16 protein-coding genes are annotated in these 18,211 nt (G+C 73.2%); 9 read left to right on the top strand and 7 right to left on the bottom strand.

Annotated elements, in window-relative coordinates; translation table 11 throughout:
• Positions 1-61 precede the first annotated feature (61 nt).
• The 5 genes from MicB006_RS17710 to MicB006_RS17690 all read left to right on the top strand — a co-directional run bounded on the left by MicB006_RS17710 (position 62) and on the right by MicB006_RS17690 (position 5,229).
• Complete coding sequence (locus MicB006_RS17710; RefSeq protein WP_043329376.1) at positions 62-661, top strand: heme-copper oxidase subunit III; 600 nt, start codon at positions 62-64, stop codon at positions 659-661.
• A gap of 72 nt (positions 662-733) precedes the next feature.
• Positions 734-1,567, top strand: a complete 834-nt coding sequence (locus tag MicB006_RS17705) for a cytochrome c (RefSeq protein WP_116507587.1) — start codon at positions 734-736, stop codon at positions 1,565-1,567.
• A gap of 67 nt (positions 1,568-1,634) precedes the next feature.
• Positions 1,635-2,723, top strand: coding sequence for a ubiquinol-cytochrome c reductase iron-sulfur subunit (locus MicB006_RS17700; RefSeq protein ID WP_073831497.1), 1,089 nt, complete (start codon positions 1,635-1,637; stop codon positions 2,721-2,723).
• The gene (locus tag MicB006_RS17695; RefSeq protein WP_116507585.1) at positions 2,720-4,351 is read left to right on the top strand and encodes a cytochrome b N-terminal domain-containing protein; all 1,632 of its coding nucleotides are present in this window, start codon (positions 2,720-2,722) and stop codon (positions 4,349-4,351) included. The genes MicB006_RS17700 and MicB006_RS17695 overlap by 4 nt, the downstream gene beginning before the upstream one ends.
• 209 nt (positions 4,352-4,560) lie before the next feature.
• Positions 4,561-5,229 (top strand): DUF4142 domain-containing protein, encoded by a 669-nt coding sequence (locus MicB006_RS17690; RefSeq protein ID WP_073831499.1) that lies wholly within the window; start codon positions 4,561-4,563, stop codon positions 5,227-5,229.
• Between the two features lie 61 nt (positions 5,230-5,290).
• Here MicB006_RS17690 and MicB006_RS17685 read toward each other — a convergent pair whose 3' ends face one another.
• The 5 genes from MicB006_RS17685 to MicB006_RS17665 all read right to left on the bottom strand — a co-directional run bounded on the left by MicB006_RS17685 (position 5,291) and on the right by MicB006_RS17665 (position 10,817).
• A complete protein-coding gene (locus MicB006_RS17685) occupies positions 5,291-5,578 on the bottom strand; it encodes an Lrp/AsnC family transcriptional regulator (RefSeq protein ID WP_043329379.1) in 288 nt (95 codons plus the stop codon).
• Between the two features lie 52 nt (positions 5,579-5,630).
• A complete protein-coding gene (locus MicB006_RS17680) occupies positions 5,631-6,479 on the bottom strand; it encodes a sugar phosphate nucleotidyltransferase (protein ID WP_116511540.1) in 849 nt (282 codons plus the stop codon).
• 74 nt (positions 6,480-6,553) lie between these two features.
• Complete coding sequence (locus tag MicB006_RS17675) at positions 6,554-7,093, bottom strand: NUDIX domain-containing protein (protein WP_116507583.1); 540 nt, start codon at positions 7,091-7,093, stop codon at positions 6,554-6,556.
• 49 nt (positions 7,094-7,142) lie between these two features.
• Positions 7,143-8,930: a bifunctional (p)ppGpp synthetase/guanosine-3',5'-bis(diphosphate) 3'-pyrophosphohydrolase gene (locus tag MicB006_RS17670; protein WP_116507581.1), complete on the bottom strand. Its 1,788-nt coding sequence runs from the start codon at positions 8,928-8,930 to the stop codon at positions 7,143-7,145.
• A gap of 129 nt (positions 8,931-9,059) precedes the next feature.
• A complete protein-coding gene (locus tag MicB006_RS17665; protein WP_116507573.1) occupies positions 9,060-10,817 on the bottom strand; it encodes a DEDD exonuclease domain-containing protein in 1,758 nt (585 codons plus the stop codon).
• 127 nt (positions 10,818-10,944) lie between these two features.
• On the opposite strand from MicB006_RS17665, the gene MicB006_RS17660 reads away from it, so the two are divergent.
• The 4 genes from MicB006_RS17660 to MicB006_RS17645 all read left to right on the top strand — a co-directional run bounded on the left by MicB006_RS17660 (position 10,945) and on the right by MicB006_RS17645 (position 15,519).
• A complete protein-coding gene (locus MicB006_RS17660) occupies positions 10,945-12,345 on the top strand; it encodes an NYN domain-containing protein (protein ID WP_116507571.1) in 1,401 nt (466 codons plus the stop codon).
• A gap of 233 nt (positions 12,346-12,578) precedes the next feature.
• Complete coding sequence (locus tag MicB006_RS17655; RefSeq protein WP_116507570.1) at positions 12,579-12,803, top strand: hypothetical protein; 225 nt, start codon at positions 12,579-12,581, stop codon at positions 12,801-12,803.
• A gap of 335 nt (positions 12,804-13,138) precedes the next feature.
• Entirely contained in the window at positions 13,139-14,398 is a 1,260-nt protein-coding gene (locus tag MicB006_RS17650; RefSeq protein WP_116507568.1) for a M48 family metallopeptidase, read from the top strand.
• The gene (locus MicB006_RS17645) at positions 14,395-15,519 is read left to right on the top strand and encodes a glycosyltransferase family 4 protein (protein ID WP_116507566.1); all 1,125 of its coding nucleotides are present in this window, start codon (positions 14,395-14,397) and stop codon (positions 15,517-15,519) included. Before MicB006_RS17650 ends, MicB006_RS17645 begins: the two co-directional genes overlap by 4 nt.
• Positions 15,520-15,562: 43 nt before the next feature.
• Here MicB006_RS17645 and MicB006_RS17640 read toward each other — a convergent pair whose 3' ends face one another.
• The gene (locus MicB006_RS17640; protein WP_116507564.1) at positions 15,563-17,314 is read right to left on the bottom strand and encodes a bifunctional diguanylate cyclase/phosphodiesterase; all 1,752 of its coding nucleotides are present in this window, start codon (positions 17,312-17,314) and stop codon (positions 15,563-15,565) included.
• Positions 17,307-18,119: an SAM-dependent methyltransferase gene (locus tag MicB006_RS17635; protein WP_116507562.1), complete on the bottom strand. Its 813-nt coding sequence runs from the start codon at positions 18,117-18,119 to the stop codon at positions 17,307-17,309. Before MicB006_RS17635 ends, MicB006_RS17640 begins: the two co-directional genes overlap by 8 nt.
• Positions 18,120-18,211 lie beyond the last annotated feature (92 nt).

The following is an 18,211-nucleotide window of genomic DNA, read 5'->3' as shown; positions in this document are numbered from 1 at the left end:
GGAGGGGGCGGGTTTGGCACCCCGCTGATCGTCGGTCCCGGTCAGGGGCAATAATGACCGCGTGACTGCGGCCCCAGCCATTGACAAGAGCCGGATCCACTCCCTGACCCGACCCAACATGGTCAGCGTCGGGACGATCGTGTGGCTCTCCAGCGAACTCATGTTCTTCGCGGCGCTGTTCGCGATGTACTTCTCCATCCGCGCGGCTGCGCCGGAGCAGTGGGAGAAGCACACCGAGGTGCTGAACATCCCGTACGCGACCACGTTCACGGTGATCCTGGTGCTCTCCTCGATCACCTGTCAGATCGGCGTGTTCGCGGCCGAGCGCGGCGACGTCCACGCCCTGCGCCGGTGGTTCACGATCACGTTCATCATGGGTCTGATCTTCGTACTCGGTCAGCTGAACGAGTACCGGACCCTGGTGCACGAGGGCGTGAAGATCAACGAAGACGGCTACGGGTCGATGTTCTACCTCACCACCGGATTCCACGGTCTGCACGTGACCGGCGGTCTGGTCGCCTTCATCATCTTCATGATCCGCACCACCATGGGTCGGTTCACCCCAGCCCAGGCGACCTCGGCGATCGTCGTGTCCTACTACTGGCACTTCGTGGACGTCGTGTGGATCGCGCTCTACGCCATGATCTACTGGCTCCAGTGATCTTGGCGCGTCACGAACCGCGCCGCTGCTCCGTCCCCTGAGACAAGGTCCAACCGGTTAAGGACACAGGTCATGACTTCTGACAACGACCGCCGACGCGGTCTGCTCGCGCGGCTGCGCGGGCGGCCCGTAGCGCGCAGCAGGGGCCGCCGCCGGCTGGGCGCCGCGGTCCGGCTGTTCGCCGCGCTGATGCTGGCCGGCGGTGCCTACACCGTCTTCGCCCCCGGCGTGCAGGCGCAGGACAACCCGCCGTTGACCGCCGCAGGCAACGAGGGTAAGGCGCTGTTCGACGTGAGCTGTGTGACCTGTCACGGTCGCAATGCCCAGGGCGTCGAGGGCCGTGGTCCGAGCCTGATCGGCGTCGGGTCCGCCTCGGTGGAGTTCCAGGTGAGCAGCGGTCGCATGCCGATGGCCCGGCAGGAGGCCCAGGCCATGCGCAAGCCGCCGCAGTTCACCGACGAGCAGGTGCGCCAGCTCGGGCAGTACATCCAGGAGCTCGGTGGCGGTCCGGAGGTGCCCAACGGCGACCTGCGTGAGGGCGCCAACCTGGCCACCGGTGGCGAGCTGTTCCGGATCAACTGCTCGCAGTGCCACGCCTTCGGCGGTGGCGGCGGCGCGCTGTCCTCCGGCAAGTACGCGCCGAGCCTCGCGCCGGCCAGCGACCGGCAGATCTACGCCGCGATGCTGAGCGGCCCGCAGAACATGCCGGTGTTCGGTGACAACCAGATCACGCCCGAGGAGAAGGCGGACATCATCGCCTACATCCAGGAGACGCTGAAGCACGACGGCGACCCGGGCGGTTTCAACCTGGGCCGGTACGGCCCGTCGACCGAGGGCATCGCGATCTTCCTGGTCGGCATCGTCGCGCTGGTCTTCGCGAGCCTGTGGATTGCGGGCAAGTCGTGACCGGACGGATCAATGGTTCCAGTGCTGTGGCGCCGACCCCCGGCGTCACCCGTAGCGAGGTGACGGCATGAGCACCCACACCGAGCACCAGGCCCAGCGTGGCCCGGAGCCGCTCGACGTGAACGACCCCCGGCTCTCCCGGTTCGAGGTCGTTCAGGAGGGCGCCCGGCGGGACGACATCGAGATCGTCCACTACGAGCCGCAGGTGGTCCCGGGCAGCAAGGCCGAGCGCCGGCTGACCCGTACCGTCGCCCTGATGTTCCTGCTGACCGGCGTCTTCGCGACCGCCTTCCTGGTGGTCTACATCTGGTGGCCGTGGCAGTGGGAGCCGGGTCGCGGCGGCGACAAGCTCTACACGCCGCTGCTCGGCGTGACGCTGGGCCTGGCGCTGCTCGGCATCGGTTTCGGCATCCTGACCTGGGGCAAGAAGCTGCTGCCCAAGGAGGTGTCGATCCAGGACCGGCACGACCAGGTCGACAACCCGGAGAGCCGCAAGATCACCGGTGAGACCATGCTCTACCTGGCCGACGAGATGGGCGTACGCCGCCGGCCGCTGCTCGGCATCTCGCTGCTCGCCGGCCTGGCGCCGGTGGGCGCGGTGGCCGCCGCGCCGCTGATCGGTGGCCTCATCGAGCAGCCGCACAAGAACAACCAGATGTTCACCACCGGCTTCCAGCCGGGCGAGGGCGGCAAGAAGATCCGGCTGATCCGTGAGGACGGCCGTCCGATCCGCCCCGCCGACGTCAGCGTCGGTGGCCAGCTCACCGTGTTCCCGGGTATCGACGGCGGCGTCAGCAACAAGCACGCCGACTCGCCCACCCTGCTCATCCACCTGCGGGAGGACGACGCGCAGAAGTCGCGCGCCGCGAACGAGCGCAAGGGCCACGGCGACTACATGTGGGGCAACTACGTCGCGTACTCCAAGATCTGTACGCACGCCGGCTGCCCGGCCAGCCTCTACGAGCAGCAGACCAACCGCCTGCTCTGCCCCTGCCACCAGTCCCAGTTCCTCATCACCGACAACGCCAAGCCGATCTTCGGCCCGGCGAACCGGCCGCTGCCGCAGCTGCCGATCGAGGTGGACGAGGAGGGCTTCTTCGTGGCGAAGTCCGACTACACCGAGACCATCGGTCCCGACTTCTGGGAGCGGCCATGAAGCGCCGAAAGTTTGATGCCGCCGCGCTGCCGGCCAAGAGCGCGCGGGCGGTGGACGACCGCTTCCAGGTGGCCACGCCCCTGCGCAAGCTGCTGAACAAGGTCTTCCCCGACCACTGGTCGTTCCTGCTGGGCGAGATCGCGCTCTTCTCGTTCATCGTCCTGCTGCTGACCGGCGTCTTCCTGACGTTCTTCTTCGAGCCGACGATGACCGAGGTCATCTACAACGGCAGCTACGCGCCGCTGCGGGGTACCCCGATGTCGGCCGCGTACGCCTCCAGCCTGGACATCTCGTTCGATGTCCGAGGTGGCCTGATCATGCGGCAGATGCACCACTGGGCGGCCCTGCTGTTCATGGCCGCGATCGTGGTGCACATGCTGCGGGTGTTCTTCACCGGCGCGTTCCGCAAGCCGCGTGAGACCAACTGGATCATCGGCTCGCTGCTGTTCTGGGTCGGCTTCCTGGCCGGCTTCACCGGTTACTCGCTGCCGGACGACGGCCTGTCCGGCACCGGTCTGCGGATCGCCTCCGCGATCATCCTGTCGATCCCGGTGATCGGTTCCTGGGTCAGCTCGTCGATCTTCGGCGGGGAGTTCCCCGGCACGATCATCATCAGCCGCTTCTTCATCGCCCACGTGCTGCTCGTCCCGGGCCTGCTGGTCGCGCTGATCAGCGTGCACCTCGGCCTGGTGTTCAAGCAGAAGCACACCCAGTGGCCCGGCCCCGGCCGGACCAACGACAACGTGGTCGGCGAGCGGATGTTCCCGCGCTACGCGCTCAAGCAGGGCGGCTTCTTCATGGTCGTCTTCGGCGTGATCGCGCTGCTGGGCGGCATGTTCCAGATCAACCCGATCTGGCTGTTCGGCCCGTACGAGGCGTGGGTGGTCTCCGCGGCCAGCCAGCCCGACTGGTACGTCATGTTCCTCGACGGCTCGACCCGACTCATGCCGGGCTGGGAGATCCACATCCCGATCGGCAACGGGTACGTCATCCCACCGTTGTTCTGGCCGACTGTGGTCCTACCCGGAATCCTGGTGGGCCTGTCGACGATGTACCCGTTCCTGGAGGCGCGCCGCCTCAAGGACTACAAGCACCACAACCTGCTCCAGCGGCCCCGGGACGTTCCGGCCCGGACCGCCGTGGGCGCCATGGCGCTGGCCTTCTACATCGTGCTGACGCTCTCCGGCGCCAACGACGTCATCGCCGACAAGTTCCACATCAGCCTGAACGCGATGACCTGGGCCGGCCGGATCGGCCTGCTGATCCTGCCGCCGATCGCGTACTACATCACGTACCGGATCTGCCTGGGCCTGCAGCAGCACGACCGGGAGGTGCTGGCCCACGGCGTGGAGACCGGCATCATCAAGCGGCTGCCCGACGGCCGGTTCGTCGAGGTCCACCAGCCGCTCACCTCGGCCGAGGGGCACGACGGTCACCCGCCGGCGCTGGACTACGTCGGCTGGGTGGTGCCGAAGAAGATGAACCGGCTCGGTGCCCTCGGCCCGGCGATCCGGGGCTTCTTCTACCCGATCGAGAAGCCGGCCGAGGCGCCGGTCTCGCCGGGGCACCCGCCGGTCGAGGACCGGCCGGAGCGGGAGGAGATCGGCAGCGGCGAGAGCCGTCGCTGACCTTCCCGGTACGACTGACAGTGGCGCCCGCCGGATCATCCGGCGGGCGCCACTGCCGTTTACGCGCCTGTCGTCCGGTTGTGCCCGCCGGGCGCCCGGCGGGCGGTGCACCGGTCCCCGCCGCCCCCCGACACGGACGGGTGGAATCGCAGGAATAACCCCGGTCAGCCGGGTATCCGTGCGGTCCGACGTCTCATGGGGGAGGAAGAATGCTGGGAATCAAACGCCTGGGCCTGATGGCCGCGCTGGTGGTCGTGGGGCTGGCGCCCGCCGCCGCGGCGCAGGCCGCGGCGCAGCCGTCGACGCAGGACACGCAGTACCTGCAGGCGGTGCACCAGGTCAACCTGTTCGAGATCACCGCCGGTAACCTGGCCGAGCAGAAGGGCCAGAACCAGCAGGTCAAGGACCTGGGCAAGATGTTCGTCACGGACCACACCCAGCTGGACCAGACGGTGCAGTCGACCGCCCAGCAGCTCAACGTGCAGCTGCCGGCGGACCCGACCGCCGACCAGCAGAAGGTCCTCGACAAGTTGAACAACCTCAACGGGGCCGAGTTCGACAAGGCCTGGGTGACCGCGCAGCTCGCCGGCCACGTCCAGGCCATCCAGGCCACCCAGACCGAGATCTCGCAGGGCTCGGAGCAGTCGGTGGTGCAGATCGCGCAGGACGCCCTGCCGGTCCTGCAGGCGCACTACGACGCGCTGGTGGCCCTGGCCCAGACGCTGGGTGTCCCGGTTCCGCAGACCAGTGCCAGCGGCACGCCCAGCCCGGGCGGCACCACGTCCCCGGGTGGCACCGAGTCGCCGGCTCCGGGTGGCACCGAGACCGAGGAGCCCGCTCCGGGCACCACGGAAACCCCGGTGCCCAGCCAGAGCTGACGTACCGCACGGTCGACGGTGACCGGTCCGCCCACGAGGGCGGGCCGGTCACCGGCTCGTGTCAGTCGGCGCTCGCGAGCCCGATCGCGAACGCCTCCTCCAGGTCGTGCTGGGAGTAGGCGCGGAAGGCGATGTGCGACTCGGTGTTCAGCACGCCCGGCACCTTCGAGATGCTGCCGGCGATGACCTGCGCGATCTGCTCGAACTCCCGGACGCGGACCATGGCGATCAGGTCGACGTGCCCGGCCACCGAGTAGACCTCGCTGACGCCGGGCAGGTTGGCCAGGGTCTCGGCCACCTCGGGGATGGAGTCGGTGGCGCAGTCGATCAGCACGATCGCGGTGATCACGGGACGGTTCTCCGTTCGTCGGCGACGAGGCCCATGCTAGAGCCAGCGGCCCTCAGCGCGCCGCCGGGACGGTCAGGTCGTCCCCGGCCCGGATCACCCGGTGGAGGCGTTCCCCGGCCGCGACGCGCGCGCCCGGCCACACCACGGACCGGTCGGCGTCGCCGTGCACGCGCGCGCCCGCGCCCACCACCGAGGCCGTGACCCGGCCGGTCACGGCTGCGGACGCGTCCACCAGCCCGTCCGGGCCGGCGGCGTGCAGGTTGGCGTCCAGGTAGTCGGCCGGGGTGCCGGTGTCGTAGAACGTGCCCCGGTAGGGCACCACGGTGAGCGCGCCGGCCGCCTCCGCCGGCCGCCACACCGCCCGGACCAGGTCGCCGAACGTGGCCGGCAGGTCGCGGACCAGCCGCCACGGCAGCAGCGAGAAACCCACGAACTCGTGGCCGTCGAAGGTCCCGGGGGCGTCCGGGTCGTCGGCGGGCCGGCCGAGCAGGCGTACGCCGTGCCCGTCCCAGCCGTCCAGCAGCGCGGCGATGTCCGGCCCGGGCGGGGCCAGCGGATCGGCCAGGTACGCGTCGGCGTTGCCGACCAGCACGCCCCGGCCGGCGATCCAGTCGCGCAGCCGGCCCACACCACCGGCGGTGCCCAGCGGGGCGTCCGGCTCGACCGACAGGTGGGCCCGGTCGCCCACCCGCGCGACCACCTGGTCACCCAGGTAGCAGGCGTTCACCGCGACCTGCTCCGGGCCGGTCAGGCCGAGCCCGGCCAGCCGGGCCAGCGCCCGGTCCAGCAGCGGGACGTTGCCGACCGGGCAGAGCGCCTTCGGCACCCGCTCGGTGAGCGGGCGCAGCCGGGTGCCCTCGCCGGCGGCCAGCACCACCGCGCACACCTCGACCCCCGCCACCGCGCCGCCTGCTGCCGGACCGGGGGTCACCGCGCCGCGGGCCGCCGGGCCGGGCGCGCCGGGGACCGGGGTGTTCACGCGGCCGGTGGCACGGCCGGCGGGACCTCGCCGGCGCGCGGGCCGATGCCGTAGTAGCCCAGCAGGTTGGCGGTGGCGCGACTGAGCCGGGGCAGGTCGTCCAGCGGGTGGAAGGCGGCCTCGAAGACCTCGGCCCCGTCCACCTTCAGCTCGGTGCGCGACGCCGGCACGTCCGCCTCGAAGACCACGTCCACCCAGCCCTTGGCGTGCACCACCGCGTTCGGCACCGCCGGGCGCAGCGCGTCCGGGGACAGGCGGACGCCGGACTCCTCGTACAGCTCCCGGGCGGCGCCGACCACCGGCGCCTCGCCGCGTTGCAGCAGCCCGGCGGGCAGCGTCCAGCTGTAGCCGGGCGGCTGGCGCAGCAGCAGGATCCGGCCCGCGCCGGTGGCCTCCGCGTCCCGGACCAGCGTGACCGCGCCGACGACGTACTTCGGCACCACCAGCCGCACCAGCCGCCGCCGCAGCGGGACCGGAAGCCGGTAGAAGATCTGGTAGCCGATGGCCCGTCCAGTGGCACGCGCGCGGGGGATCATGTCGTCCAGGCTAGTGGCCCCGGAGCGGACGCGGGCGAACCGGCTTCGCCTACTGCCGGTGGTCGACCAGGTCGATCAACTGCTCGACCACGGTGTCCGGCTCGACAACGCGGTCGAAGACCGCCACCAGCATCGTCTCCAGGTCGGGGTAGCCCAGTTCCTCGGACAGCCGCAGCAGCGGCAGGTCGCTGGCCAGTCCCCGGCTGTGCTTGCGCAGCGCCAGGCCGATGGAGGCCCGGCCGAGGCGTACCTTGTCGGCGATCGAGATGCCCGGCTCGGTGTGCTCGGCGAACCAGCGGTTGATCTGCATCTGGGCGTGCGGGGACTTGACGAAGCCCAGCCACTCCCGGCGCGGCCCGCGCGGGGCCGCGTCGGCCTCGAAGCCGCTCTCCGTGTCGCGCTCGGTGTAGATCTCCACCACGTCGCCCTCCTCCAGTTCGGAGGAGAGTGGGGCGAGCCGACCGTTGATCCGGGCCGCCAGGCAGTGGTCACCGCGCTCGGTGCCCAGCTCGTACGCCAGGTCGACCGGGGTGGCCCCGGCCGGCAGCACCACCTGCCGCCCGTCGGCGACGACCTGGATCTGCGCCTCCGACAGGTCGCAGCGCAGCGACTCCATGAACTGGGTCGGGTCGACGGTCTCCTGCTCCCAGTCGAGCACCCGGCGCAGCCAGGCCAGCTCGTCCGCCCGGTCGACCCCCCGGCCCGCGGCCCGGGGGAAGCGGTAGTGGGCGGCCACGCCGTACTCCGCGGAGCGGTGCATCTCGTTGGTGCGGATCAGCACCTCGACAGTGCGGTCCTGCGGGCCGCAGACGCTCGTGTGCAGGGAACGGTAGAGGTTGTTCTTCGGGGAGGCGATGAAGTCCTTGAACCGGCCCGGCACCGGCCGCCAGAGCCCGTGCACGGCCCCCAGCGCGGCGTAACAGTCGGTCGCCGGACCGTCCACCACGATCGCGATACGCGGCAGGTCGTACGGAGCCGCGTGACCGCCGGCGACGGTGTCCTTCCAGATCGAGTAGAGGTGGCGGGGACGGGGGGAGACGTCGGCGTCCACCCGGTTGCGGCGCAGCGCCACCCGGGTGCGGGCCACCACGTCGGCGAGGTAGGCGTCCCAGCCGGGCCGGTCGTGCACGAAGCGGGCGAGCCGGGCGTGCTCCTCCGGCCGCAGGTGCAGCAGGACCACGTCGTCCAGTTCGCGTTTGAGCGTCTGGATGCCGAGCCGGTCGCAGAGCGGGACCAGGACCTCCTGGGTCTTGCGGGCGATCCGCTCCCGGGAGGCGGCCGAGCGGACCCCGAGCGTGCGCATGTTGTGCAGCCGGTCGGCCAGCTTGATCACCAGCACCCGGACGTCCTTGCCGGCTGCCACGATCATCTTGCGGACGGTCTCCGCCTCGGCGGCCTTGCCGTAGAACGCCTTGTCGAACTTCGTCACGCCGTCGACCAGGTGGGCGACCTCGCGGCCGAAGTCCTCCTGGAGCGCCTGGAGCGTGTAGCGGGTGTCCTCCACCGTGTCGTGCAGCAGCGCGGCGACCAGCGTGATGGTGTCCATGCCGAGGTCGGCGCAGATCTGCGCCACCGCCAGCGGGTGGGTGATGTACGGCTCGCCGCTCTTGCGGAACTGACCGCGGTGCATGTTCTCGGCGATCGTGTAGGCGCGGCGCAGCACCGAGGAGTCGGCGCTCGCGTGGATGCCCCGGTGGGCGCGGACCAGTGTGGTGACCGGGTCGCCGTCGGCGGTCGGCCAGGTGAGCAGGGAACGCAGGCGGCGGGTGAGCGGTAGTTCGCCCTGGGCTGGAAGCGCGCCACCCAGGGCGGCGCCGTGTCCGGCGTCGACGTCCACCTGGGACACCTCCTCACCCCGGCCCTCGGCCGCCGGGAACCGGCGGCCGGGAGCAGAGCCCGCGAATCGGGCAGGTCTGCACTCCTTTAACAGACTAAGGGAGCCGAGGTAGTCCGATCGGTCAGTTGGTCATGAGCGTTCGGTCGAGACTTTGTGCGATCCGCCGCTCTCCGCCTTCGCCAGCAGGTCACGGAAACGCCCCGCCCCGGCCACCGGCGAGGCCCATCCGGCGCTCGCCTCGACCAGGCGGGTCTCCGGTCGCTCCAACCAGGACAGGATCCGTTCGGTCTCCTCGGCGGTCGCGGACGGCACCGGCCCGTGCCCCGGCAGGACCGTCTCGGCGGTGGCCCGGATCGCGGCGATCGTCGGTCGCGGGTGGACACCCGGCGGGGACACCCCGGCCCCCGCCAGCCGGCCGTGCCGGACCAGCGCCAGCTCCCAGCCGCCCCGGGCCGCCGGGCGGGCGGCGGCCAGCTCGGCGATGCCGGTCAGCGCGGCCAGCCGCTGCATCCGGACCGCCGCGCGCAGCACCGCCACGAGTCGGCCGCGTACCACAGCCGCCTCCTCGTAGCGCTGGGCGGCCGACAGCACCTCGATGCGGTCGAGCAGCGCGTCCACCACCACACCGGGGTCGTCGCTGGTGGCGGTGCGGAACGGGGTCGCCGCTGCGTCGTCGTACTCCTCGGGGGTGATCCGGTGCTCGCAGGGCGCCGGGCAGCGACCCAGCTCGGCCAGCGCGCAGGCCGGCATGGTCGTGCGCCGGGACAGCCGGTGGGTGCACTGGCGCAGCGGCACCGCGTCGTGGAAACCGGCGGCGGCCAGCTCGGCCGCCTGCCGGGACCGGAACGGCCCCAGGTAGGCCGTGTCGGTCGGCGCGATGTCGCGCACGATCGACAACCGGGGGTACGCCTCGTCGGTGAGCTTCAGCCACACCTGGCGCTCCGGATACTTCGACCGGCGGTTGTACGGCGGCGCGTGCGCCGCGATCAGCCGCAGCTCGCGGACCTCCGCCTCCAGCGAGTGGGCGCACTCGATCGCCTCCACGCGCTCGGCGGCGGCGAGCATCTCGGAGATCCGGGCCCGCTTCTCCGCTGCGGTGAAGTAGCTGCGTACCCGGGTGGCGACGTCGCCGGAGGTGCCGACGTAGAGCGGCCGGTCGTCGGCGGCCCGGAAGATGTAGACGCCCGGCACCTTGGGCAGCCCGTCGGCGAGGTGCCGCTTGCGGCGCTGGGTGGGGGTGACCGCGCGGGCGAACTCGATCGCGTCGCCGACGGTGTCGACCCGGTGCCCGCCGAGCCGCCCGATCAGCCCGTGCAGCACGTCGACGGTGGCCTTGGCGTCGTCCAGCGCCCGGTGGGTGGGCTGGGTCGCGGTGCGGAAGTAGGCGGCCAGCGTGCCCAGCTTGCGGTTGGGCACCTCGTCGCGGGTGAGCACCCGCCGGGCCAGCGCGGCCGTGTCCAGCACCCGGGGGTTGGGCCAGCGGTAGCCGTGCTTCGCGCAGGCGGCCTTGAGGAACCCCACGTCGTACGGCGCGTTGTGGGCGACCAGCACGGCGTCGCTGATGAACTCCAGGAAGCTCGGCAGCACCTGCTCGATCGGCGGGGCGGGCAGCAGCATGGCCTGCGTGATGCCGGTCAGCACGGTGATGAACGGCGGGATCGGCACGCCCGGGTTGACCAGCGTGGCGAGCACGCCCAGCTCCTCGCCGCCGCGCACCTTCACCGCGCCGATCTCGGTGATCCCGCCGCCGTCGGGCGCGCCGCCCGTGGTCTCCAGGTCGACCACCACGAAGGTGGTCGCGTAGAGCGGCAGCGCCGGGTCCACGGCGCTGCCCGCCGCAGTGTCCAGGCCGGCCAGCGACTCCTGGACGTACTCCGCTCGTGTCACCCGCGGGACGCTAGCGGCACGGTCCGACACTCGCGTCACTGCGGCCCCAGGAGATACCACGGGGGTACGATGAGAGATCGGCTCACTCACCGGGCGGTGGGCCCGTTCGGGGTGGGAGACTTGCCTCATGCCCCTCACCGAGCCGCACGACGACCACTCCTCCGCGGAGGAGCCGGCGGTCGGCGTGCCCGGTGCCGGTGAGGACGCGCCGATCCCGGTCGAGCCCGAGCCCACCCTGCCCGAGCCGGTCCGGCAGCGGATCGTGACGCTCACCGCCGCCGTGCTGCCTGGCCTGCCCGCCGACGAGGTGCCGGTGCCGCTGCGGCGGGTAGCCAAGTTCGCCCCGAACCGCCGCGCCCGCCTCGGCGCGCCCGTGATCGCCGCCCAGCTCACCGCCGACCCGCTGTTCCGGCAGCGGATCACCGCCCGGGTGCTGGCCGACGCCGGCGACCTCGGCGCGGCGGTGGTGGAGGGCACCGCCCCGGCCGCCGCCGACCCGGTCGAGGTGGCCGCCCTGGCCTACCTGGCCCGGCCGCGCGGCTGGCGGGAACTGATCGAGGCCAGCGGCGAGGCGGTACGCGCCGAGGCCGACAGCGCGGTCGTGGCCGAACTGGTACGCGAGGCCGAGCAGCGGGCCGCCCGTGCCGAGCACGACCGGGCGGTGGCCCGGGTGGAGGCGGAGAAGCTGCGCGACGAGCTGGCCCGGGTCCGGGAGGAGCTGGGTCAGCTCCGCGAGGAGGCGCGCCAGCTGGCCCGTACCCTGCGGGAGACCCAGGGCCGCGAGCGCAAGGCCACCGAACTGCTCGCCACCGAGCGCGGCCGGGCGGCCCGCGCGGCGGCCGACGCGGACGCCGAGCTGCGCCGCGCCCGGGCCCGGCTGGCCGAGGCGGAGGCCGCCGCCGGCGTGGCCCGGGCCAGCGCCAAGGAGGCTCGTTCGGTCGACGACGCCCGGCTGTGGCTGCTGCTGGAGACGATCGGCCAGGCGGCCGTCGGGCTGCGCCGCGAGCTGGCGCTCGACCCGGTGGACAAGCTGCCCGCCGACTTCGTCGCCGACGCGTTCGCCGACCAGCCGGGCGGCGCGGCGGCCGGCCCGGCGACCCGGGCCCGCGACACCGACGACCCGGCCCGCCTCGACCAGCTCCTCGCGCTGCCCCGGGCGCACCTGGTGGTGGACGGCTACAACGTCACCAAGCGCGGCTTCGGCGAGATGTCGCTGGAGCAGCAGCGCAAGCGGCTGATCACCGGGCTGGGCGGGATCGCCGCGCAGACCGGGGACGAGGTCACCGTGGTCTTCGACGGCGCCGAGCGGATCCACGGGCTGCCGCCCGCGCCGCGCGGCGTGCGGGTGCTGTTCTCCCGCAAGGGCGAGACCGCGGACGAGCTGATCCGCCGGCTGGTCCGCGCCGAGCCGGCCGGGCGGCCGGTGGTGGTGGTCTCCTCCGACCGCGAGGTCGCCGACGGGGTACGCCGGCACGGCGCGTACCCGCTGGGCGCCGACTCGCTGCTGCGGCGCCTGGCCCGCTCCTGACCGCACCGCCGTCCCCGTCCTGACCGCACCGCCATCCCTGCTTGATCGACTCCAGATCGGGGGAGTGGCGGGGTCGGGGGCGTGCTGATCGCGCCACTTCGGCGTACTGGTTGGGGTTCGCGGCGGGTGCTGCCTCGTTGTCCGGTTCTGTCGTACCCGGGCGTTAGCGTTCTGGTGACCGACGGTGGTGGTTTCTTCCCCGAGCGCCACCGGCGACCCGTCAGGAGGCGTTGATGCTCATCGACTGCGACACCTGCGGCAACCGTGGCGCTGGCTGCTCCGGCTGCCTGGTGACCGCCTTGTTCGACTCCGACCCGGCCGACCTCGGCCCGGCCGAGCACCGGGCGATCGAGGTGTTCGCGCGGGCCGGGTTCGAGGTGGACGTGCTGCCGTCGGCGCGTGCCGAGGCGCCGGCGCCGATGCCCCGCCGCCCCGGCCGTCGTCGCCGGGTTGCCTGACGCCGCCCGCCGGCTTCCGCCTGCCGCTGGAGCGCCGCCCCGGGTGGTGACACCTGACCCTCCTTCTCGTCCCCGGCCCCCGGGCAAGGGCCATCGATCTTGGAGTAGTGGCGCCCTGGATGCCGCTTTGGTGAGCCTTGTGAGGTGCCACAACTCCAAGATCGGCGCGCGCAGGGCGGGGCGGGACCGGGCGGGGTGGGGCGGGGCGGGGCCGGGCGGTCGGGACCGCGTGGCGGGCACGGCGGTCCCGCTCGCGTGGCCGGGCAATAGGATGAGCGGTCACGGCGGGAGGGGAGCGGCATGACGCGGACCGGGCACGACGGCGAGGTGGAGCGGTGACCCCGCGCGGGTGGGCCCTGCTGACCCTGGCCGGCCTGGCGGTGGCGGTGCTCGTGGCGGTGGTGCTGCTGGTGCCGTGGAGCCGGCCGCCCGCGCCGCGAGCCGACCAGCTCGCGGCGCTGCGGGAGCTACCGGCCGAGCAGGTGACCCGGGGCCGTGCGTTTCACGGCGCGCTGCGCCCGGCGGGCTGGTCGGCGCTGGCGGTCGGGCTGGTGGTGGCGCTGCTGCTCGGCCTCACCCCGCTGGGCGGGCGCCTGGTCGAACTGGCCGGCCGGCCCTTCGGCGGGCACTGGATCGCGCAGGCAGTGCTCGGCGGGCTGGCCGTCATGTTCCTCGCCGACCTGCTCACCCTGCCCTTCGCGGCCTGGCGGCGCACAGTGCTGGTCCGCTACGGGCTGAGCACCCAGAGCTGGGGCGGCTGGACGGTCGACCTGCTCAAGTCGTACGCGGTGAGCGCGGTGATCGGCGCGCTGGTGCTGCTCGGCTTCTACACGGTGATCCGGCTGGCCCCGCGCTGGTGGTGGGCGTTCGGCGCGGCCGGCGCGGCGGCCCTGGTGGTGGTGCTGTCGTTCGTGCTGCCGGTGCTCGTCGAGCCGGTGTTCAACCGGTTCACCCCGATGGAGCCGGGCCCGCTGCGCAGCGAGCTGACCGCGATGGCGGCCCGGGACGGCGTACCGGTGCGTGACGTGCTCGTCGCCGACGCGTCCCGGCGGACCAGGGCGGTGAACGCGTACGTCTCCGGGCTCGGGCCGACGCGGCGGGTGGTGGTCTACGACACGCTGCTGCGCGAGGCGGAGCCGGCGGAGGTGACGAGCGTCGTCGCCCACGAGCTGGGGCACGCCAAGGACCGCGACGTGTGGACCGGCACGCTGCTCGGCGCGCTCGGCGCCGCCGCCGCGGTGGTGGCGCTCTACCTGATCGGCTCCTGGACACCGCTGCTGCGGCTCGCCGGCGTCGACTCGATCGCCCAGCCGCGGGCGTTCCCGCTGCTGATCGCGCTGGTCACGGTGGCCGGCCTGCTCACCACACCGGTGCAGGCGCTCGTCTCCCGGCGGATCGAGGCCCGCGCCGACGCCCACGCGCTGGCGCTCACCGGCGACCCCGTGACGTTCGAGGCGATGCAGCGCCGGCTGGCCGGGGTCAACCTGGCCGACCCCGACCCGCCGCGCTGGGAGCACCTCTGGTCGGCGACCCACCCGTCCACCGTGGAGCGGATGGCCGCCGCCCGCGCCTACGCCAGGGAGTCCGGCCGATGAGCCGCACCTTGCTGATCACCAACGACTTCCCGCCGCGCCCCGGCGGCATCCAGTCGTTCGTGCACAACCTCGCGGTACGCCAGCCGCCCGGCTCGGTGGTGGTCTACGCGTCGAGCTGGCGCGGGGCGGAGAAGTTCGACGCCGACCAGCCGTTCGAGGTGGTCCGGGAACGTACCCGGGTGTTGCTGCCCACGCCGCTGATCGCCCGGCGGGCGGCGCGGCTGGCCCGCGCGTACGACTGCGACACGGTCTGGTTCGGCGCGGCGGCCCCGCTGGGGCTGCTCGCGACGGGCCTGCGGCGGCGGGCCGGGATCCGCCGGGCGGTGGCGCTGACCCACGGGCACGAGGTCGGCTGGGCGGCGCTGCCCGGCGCCCGCTCGGCGCTGCGCCGCATCGGCCGGGGCGTGGACGTGACCACCTACCTCGGCGAGTACACCCGGACGCGGCTGGCACGCGTGCTGGACGGGCTGACCGAGCTGCGCCGGCTCGCGCCCGGCGTGGACGTGGAGACCTACCACCCGGACGTCGACGGCACGGAGGTCCGCAAGCGGCTCGGGCTGGCCGACCGGCCGGTGGTGGTGTGCGTGTCGCGGCTGGTGCCCCGCAAGGGCCAGGACATGCTGATCCGCGCGCTGCCCGAGATCCGCCGCCGGGTGCCCGGCGCCGCGCTGCTGGTGGTCGGCGGCGGGCCGTACCGCTCGACGCTGGAGAAGCTGGCCCGGCAGGCCGGGCTGGAACACGACGTGGTGTTCACCGGCTCCGTGCCGTCGGACGCGCTGCCCGCCCACTACGCGGCCGGTGACGTCTACGCGATGCCCTGCCGCACCCGTAACCGCGGCCTGGACGTGGAGGGCCTCGGGATCGTCTACCTGGAGGCGGGTGCCACCGGGCTGCCGGTGGTGGCCGGCGACTCCGGGGGCGCGCCGGACGCGGTCCGCGACGGCGAGACCGGGTTCGTGGTTTCCGGCCGGGACGTGGCCCAGCTCGCCGACCGGGTGGCCACGCTGCTCGCCGACCGGGACCTGGCCCGGCAGTTCGGCGCGGCCGGCCGGGCCTGGGTGGAGCGGGAGTGGCGCTGGGAGACGCAGGCGCAGCGGATGGCCGCGCTGCTGGCCGGCTGACCGCCGCCCCGGACAGCGGCTCCGGCACGGCGGCCGGTCCGCCTCAGGAGACGGCTTCGACGTGCACGGGCACCCGGCCCAGGTGCGGCGCGGCCGGGCCGGGGCGGCCGAAGTGCCAGCCCTGCCCGGCGTCGCAGCCGATCGCGCGCAGCCGGTCCGCCTGGTCGGCCGTCTCCACGCCCTCGGCGGTGACGGTCAGGTCCAGCGCGTGCGCCAGCGAGACGAGCGAGGCGAGGATCCGCTCGTCGGTGCCGCTGTCCGGCGCGCGCAGGCCGGTGACGAACTCGCCGGCCACCTTCAGCTCGTCGACCGGCAGGTCCCGCAGGTACGCGAGGTTGGAGTAGCCGGTGCCGAAGTCGTCGATGGCGACCCGGACGCCCAGGTCACCGAGCACCCGCAGCGCCCGTACCGGCTCGACCACTGTGCTCATCATGGTGCTCTCGGTGATCTCCAGTTGCAGCCGGCGCGGCGGCAGGCCGGTGCGGCCGAGCACGCCGCGTACCTCGGGCACCAGGTCGGCCCGGTGCAGCTGGCGTACGGCCAGGTTGACGCTGACGAACGGCGCGTCGCCGTCGACCGCCGGCCAGGTGCCCGCCTCGCGGCACGCCTCGGCCAGCACCCAGCTGCCGAGCGGGACGATCAGCCCGGTCTCCTCGGCCAGCGGGATGAAGCTGTCCGGCCGCAGCACACCCAGCTCGGGGTGGCGCCAGCGCACCAGCGCCTCCATGCCGAGCACCCGCCCGTCGCGCAGGGACGTCAGCGGCTGGTAGTCGAGGTAGAACTCGCCCCGGTCCAGCGCGGCCGGGATCGCCGCGGACAGCGCGTACCGGGCCAGGTCGCGGCGGTTGCGGTCGGCGTCGAACAGCGACCAGCGGGCCCCGCCCGCGGCCTTGGCCCAGTGCAGCGTGCTGTCGGCCGCGCGCATCAGCTCCATCGGGGAGGTGCCCGCGACCGGGCGCTCCACGATGCCGATGCTCGCCGAGACGGTCAGTTCGTGGCCGTCGACGAGCGCCGGCTCGCGAACCGCTGCGAGCGCCGCCTCGGCGACCTTCGCCGCGTCGTCGGTGCCGGTCGTGCGCTCGATCAGGATCACGAACTCGTCGCCACCGAGCCGGGCCACCAGATGCTCGCCGAGCGCCTCGTGCAGCCGCTGCGCCACCGCCACCAGCAACGAGTCGCCGACCTGGTGGCCGAGGGAGTCGTTGACGACCTTGAACCGGTCCAGGTCGAGGAAGCAGACGCCGACCCGGTCGGCGCCCCTGGTGATCGCGGCGGCCAGCCGCTCGGTGAACAGCGTGCGGTTGGGCAGGCCGGTGAGCGGGTCGTGGGTGGCCTGGTGCCGGAACCGGGCCTCGCTGTCGCGCAGCGCCCGTTCCGCGTGCGCCCGGGCGATCATGGCGGCGCGGCGGATGGACTCCTGCTCGTCGAGCGTGCGGTCGCGCAGCGCGCGGGCGTAGCCGGTGGCGACGGTGGCGAGCAACCGCGCCATCCGGTCCTCGACGTCGTCGACGACCAGGTCGAGGTCGCGGACCAGGCGCAGCTGGATCACCTCGACGGTGCGGCCCAGCCCTTCGGCGGAGGCGATGTGCGCCTGCACCAGTTCCGCGCCGACCTGCTGGCCGATCCGCATGTCGAACGGCTCGGCCCGCAGCGCCTGGGCCAGCCGTTCGGTGAGCCGCTGCAGCATCTCCTCCAGCTGCGTCTGCGTCATCGGCAGGTAGCTGGTCCCGGAGACGGCCTTCGCCCAGGCCCGGGCGAACACGCCGGGCCGGCAGCGGGTCGCGTCGTCACCCACCGAGCCGCCCGACGCCGCCCATGAAGACCGCCCGCTCGGCGTTCTCGGCCTGGTCGGGGGAGTCCGGCCGCCACTGCGGCACCCATACGACGCCCGGGTCGACCAGCTCGAAGCCGTCGAAGAGCGCGGTCAGCTCGGCCCGGCTGCGGATCCAGAGCTGGCTGTCGGTGCGCCGGTAGACCCGCTCCGCCTCGGCCCGTTCGCCGGTGCCGGCGCGGCCGTCCTCGCTGGCCTGGGAGAGCACCAGGTGGCTGCCGGGCGCCAGCGCCGCGCGCAGCGTCCGCAGGATCTCCTCGGGGCGGTCGGTGTCCGGGATGAAGTGCAGCACCGCCACGACCATCACCGCGACCGGCTGTGTGAAGTCCAGCAGCCGGGTGACCTCCGGGTGGGCCAGGATCGCCTCCGGGTTGCGCAGGTCCTCCCGGAGCACCGTGGCGCGCTCGTTGCCGGCCAGGATCTCCTGGCTGTGCGCCACCGCCACCGGGTCCACGTCGACGTAGACCACGCGCGACTCCGGATCGATGCCCTGGGCGATCTCGTGCACGTTGCCGACGGTGGGGATGCCGGAGCCGATGTCCAGGAACTGGCGGACGCCGGTCCCGGCGAGGTACTGCACCGCCCGGCGCAGGAACGCGCGGTTGGCCTGGGCCATCAGCGGGGCCTCCGGCACCGCCTCCACCATCGCCCGCGCGGCGGCCCGGTCGGCGGCGAAGTTGTGCGAGCCGCCGAGATAGTAGTCGTACATGCGGGCGACGCTGGGGCGTTCGATGTCGATCGTCTCGGGTGCCCAGTCCGGCCGCTGCATGTCCTGCCCCTCGGGTGTCGACGACGCGCGGCCGTCACCGCCGCGCGGATCACCCCGGGTATTCTGCCCCTCCGCCGTCGTGGTGCAAAGAC

The organism is Micromonospora sp. B006 (genome assembly GCF_003408515.1).
In the GTDB taxonomy this organism is placed as follows: domain Bacteria; phylum Actinomycetota; class Actinomycetes; order Mycobacteriales; family Micromonosporaceae; genus Micromonospora; species Micromonospora echinospora_A.
The sequence above is the reverse complement of the archived record's forward strand: the minus strand, read 5'-3'. Positions and strand labels throughout refer to the sequence as shown.